The sequence below is a fragment of the Mycobacterium sp. genome (assembly GCF_051006775.1).
GTDB lineage: Bacteria > Actinomycetota > Actinomycetes > Mycobacteriales > Mycobacteriaceae > Mycobacterium.
Genome location: NZ_JBPCSX010000161.1, coordinates 1 through 2,951 on the forward strand (window position 1 = coordinate 1; position 2,951 = coordinate 2,951).

Genomic DNA, 2,951 nt, shown 5'->3' on the forward strand with positions numbered 1-2,951 from the left:
CAGGATGACGTTGAGGGTGATCCGCATCATCGGCTCGAGGGTTTCGAACTCGACACCCTCGGGCCAGGTGGACATCTCGCGCATCGTCTCCTCTTCGACGATGCGCTCGTAGGCGGCGATGCTCCTACCGTGGAACGGCGGCGTCAGCAGTTTGCGCCGGCGGCGGTGCGCCGCGCCGTCGAGGGCGAACACCGAACCGGGGCCGAGCAGCCGACTCAGATTGGGCTGAATGTTATGCAGCACTTCGGGATTGGTGGTGAAGATCTGTTTGGCCAGTGCCGGATCGGCGATCACGATGGTGTCGCCGAACACCGGGACCCTGATGGTGAAGGCGCGGCCGAGCGTGCGGGTGATCCGCACGACGGTGCGCCGGCGGCTGGCCACGAAGGCCAGAGCACCCAGTGCCCGCGGGATCCGCGGCGCCGGCGGAAGCTTGGGCTCGCCGAGGACGGACAGATCGAGCGCGGGCGCTTGGGTCATCGGGCCTCCGGACAGGTGTGGTACCGCCTTGTACCAAGCGGCGTGTGCGCTACGGTACTCGTTGGTACCAGGCACTGACAAGGGAGGCACGATGTCGGCTCCGGCGATCGTCGGCCACCGCGTCCGGCTGCTCGACGGCCTGGCCGCCTCGATCCAGGAGCGCGGCTACCGGGAGAGCACCGTGGCCGATATCGTCCGCGGGGCGCGGACCTCCAAGCGAACCTTCTACGACCACTTCTCCACCAAGGAGGAGTGCTTCGCCGAACTGCTCAGCGCCAATAACGAGGCCCTGGTCGAGGCGCTGGTGGCGGCCGTCGACCCGGAGGCGCCGTGGCGCGAGCAGGTGCGCTGCGCGGTGAGTGCGTATGTCCATTTCATCGAGGCCAACCCGGCGATCACGCTGAGCTGGATCCGGGAGCTGCCCGCCCTGGGCGAGGGCGCCCGGCCGATGCTGCGGCGCAGCCTGAGCCGGCTGGCGTCCACGCTGGTCGAACTCAGCTCCAACCCGGGATTCCGGCGCGACGGCGTTCGGCCGATGGCGCCGGCCACGGCGGTGATCCTGCTCGGCGGTCTGCGCGAGTTGACCGCCCAGACCGTCGAGGACGGCGAACCCGTGGCCGGGATCATCGAGCCCGCGGTGGCGGCGGCGACGGCACTGGTCGGCGGGGCCTGAGTCGGAATACGCCGCGTGTCGTCAATCCCACGGACACCGCCGCGACACCTTGTTCATCCATACTGCGAACGTGGCTGGTGAGCTGATCGTCTCAGTCTCCGGAATCAACGACCGCACGCTGGGCGACGTCGACGAGTTCCGCCGGCAGCTCGACTCCCGCGGCGTGCCGCTCTCACTGCTGGTGGCGCCGCGACTCAAACACCACTACCGGCTGGAGAAGGACCCCGCCACCGTGGAATGGCTGACCCGGCAGCGCGACGCCGGGGACGCGGTGGTGCTGCACGGGTTCGACGAGGCCGCCACCAAGCGCAGGCGCGGGGAGTTCGCCACCATGGGCACCCACGAGGCGAACCTGCGGCTGATCGCCGCCGACCGCGTCATGGAGCACACCGGCCTGCGCACCCGGCTGTTCGCCGCACCGCGCTGGAAGTACTCCGAGGGCACCGAGAAGGCATTGCCCCGCAACGGCTTCCGCACGCTCATCGGTATGCGGGGCGTCACCGATCTGACCCGCGGGATCACCGTCGAGAACAGGCTCATCGGCATCGGGGCCGGATTCGTCTCGGAGCCGTGGTGGTGCCGGGTGCTGGTGCAGTCCACCGGACGCGCCGCCCGGCGCGGCACCACCGTGCGGATCGCGGTGGCCGCCAAACAACTCGCCGAATCCGGTCCGAAGCAGGCAATGATCGACGCCGTCGACCTGGCGATGATGCACGGCTGCGCGCCGTCGGTGTACCGGTGGGACGCTAACCCGGCAGCACGAACGCATACGGCCGAGGGAAACCCAGCCGCCTGAGCCGGCCCCGGCGGATATCGCCGACCGTCACCGTCACCAACTGCCCGCAGCCCGGTTCGTAACACCGCACCGCCGGCCCGTCGACCTCGGTGAGCAGCACCCAGTGCCGCGGAATCGTCGCACCGATCAGCATCGCCACCGGCGCCCCCGCCTCGACGGCGGCACACACGTCGGCCAGGTCGTCACGCAACCGGGCGGGCCGCCACCGGTACCGGCGGCCGTGCGCGCTGAGCGCCCGCGCCATCCCGGCCGGGGTGGTGCCCAGGGCGCGGGGCCACACCGTGTTGACGCTGCGGTGCACCCGGCCCTGCTCGGCGGCGAACCACTGCTGGGCACGCTCCTGTTTCAACGGGGCGCCGTACTCGTCGTTCAGCAGTGCCCCGGCCATCACGGCCACGCTGGGGCCGCATGTCACGCCGTCGCGCTGCCGCAGCCACATGGCTCCCAGGGTAATGCGGTTGGATGGGCACATGGCTGAGACGATGCGCGCCGAACGGTTCTACGCCGACACCAGAACGGTTGTTCTCGAGGACGTTCCGATCCCCGAACCCGGCCCGGGCGAAGTCCTGGTGAAGGTGGCGTTCTGCGGCATCTGCCATTCCGACCTCAGCCTGATCAACGGCACCTTCCCGGTGCAGCGCCCGGTGGTGATCCAGGGCCACGAGGCCTCCGGCACCATCGCGAAACTCGGTGCGGGGGTCACCGGCTGGAAGGTGGGCGACCGGGTGATCGTCCCCGCGGGCCGGCCCTGCACCGAATGCCCGAACTGCCGCCGCGGCGACGTCGGCAACTGCCTGCGGACGCAACTGATGGCGTTCGCCTACGACGGCGCCTGGGCCGAGTACACGGTGGCCCTGGCCGTCGGGCTGACCCGGGTGCCCGACAACGTGCCGATGGAGCAGGCGGCGATCCTGGCCGACGCGGTGTCCACCCCGTTCGGCGCGGTGGTGCGCACCGGCAAGGTGAGCGTCGGCGAGTCCGTCGGGGTGTGGGGTGTGGGCG

5 protein-coding genes are annotated in these 2,951 nt (G+C 70.4%); 3 read left to right on the forward strand and 2 right to left on the reverse strand.

From position 1 onward, the window contains the following. Nucleotides 1-480, reverse strand: a 480-nt coding sequence (locus ACR2JI_RS11595; RefSeq protein WP_526390224.1) for a cytochrome P450, incomplete at its 3' end; no start/stop codon positions are given. Between the two features lie 91 nt (nt 481-571). Here ACR2JI_RS11595 and ACR2JI_RS11600 point away from each other — a divergent pair. After that, entirely contained in the window at nt 572-1,153 is a 582-nt protein-coding gene (locus ACR2JI_RS11600) for a TetR/AcrR family transcriptional regulator (RefSeq protein WP_526390225.1), read from the forward strand. A gap of 70 nt (nt 1,154-1,223) precedes the next feature. Beyond that, nucleotides 1,224-1,949 carry a DUF2334 domain-containing protein gene (locus tag ACR2JI_RS11605; protein ID WP_526390226.1) on the forward strand — a complete coding sequence of 242 codons (726 nt, stop codon included), beginning with the start codon at nt 1,224-1,226 and terminating at the stop codon, nt 1,947-1,949. Here ACR2JI_RS11605 and ACR2JI_RS11610 read toward each other — a convergent pair. Then, on the reverse strand, nt 1,900-2,388 hold the full coding sequence (locus ACR2JI_RS11610; protein WP_526390227.1) for a hypothetical protein: 489 nt from the start codon (nt 2,386-2,388) through the stop codon (nt 1,900-1,902). The two genes, ACR2JI_RS11605 and ACR2JI_RS11610, sit on opposite strands and share 50 nt — an antisense overlap. Before the next feature lie 31 nt (nt 2,389-2,419). On the opposite strand from ACR2JI_RS11610, the gene ACR2JI_RS11615 reads away from it, so the two are divergent. Then, the coding region (locus tag ACR2JI_RS11615; RefSeq protein WP_526390228.1) for an alcohol dehydrogenase catalytic domain-containing protein at nt 2,420-2,951 on the forward strand (532 nt) is incomplete at its 3' end.